The sequence below is a fragment of the Bradyrhizobium sp. CCBAU 11386 genome, assembly GCF_028128955.1.
GTDB lineage: Bacteria > Pseudomonadota > Alphaproteobacteria > Rhizobiales > Xanthobacteraceae > Bradyrhizobium.
Genome location: NZ_LBKA01000002.1, coordinates 218,226 through 218,467, shown reverse-complemented (window position 1 = coordinate 218,467; position 242 = coordinate 218,226).

Here is a 242-nt window from a genome sequence, read left to right as displayed (position 1 = left end):
TGAGTATGGAGGCTCTACTCGAGCTTTTATCGACAGCGGATTGTCCCGACGCACATGAGCATGGATCCAGCCGATCTTTGGTCAACGCTGACGCCCGCGCTCCGACGCCAGATCGTCGAAGACGTCGCCGCGATTTTGGCGGAGATCCCTCATGAAGTCCGAGTTGGTCACACCAAGCCACTTAGCGCGCAAAGCCGTAGTCTACATCCGGCAGTCGACGCCCCACCAGGTCGTAAGCAATC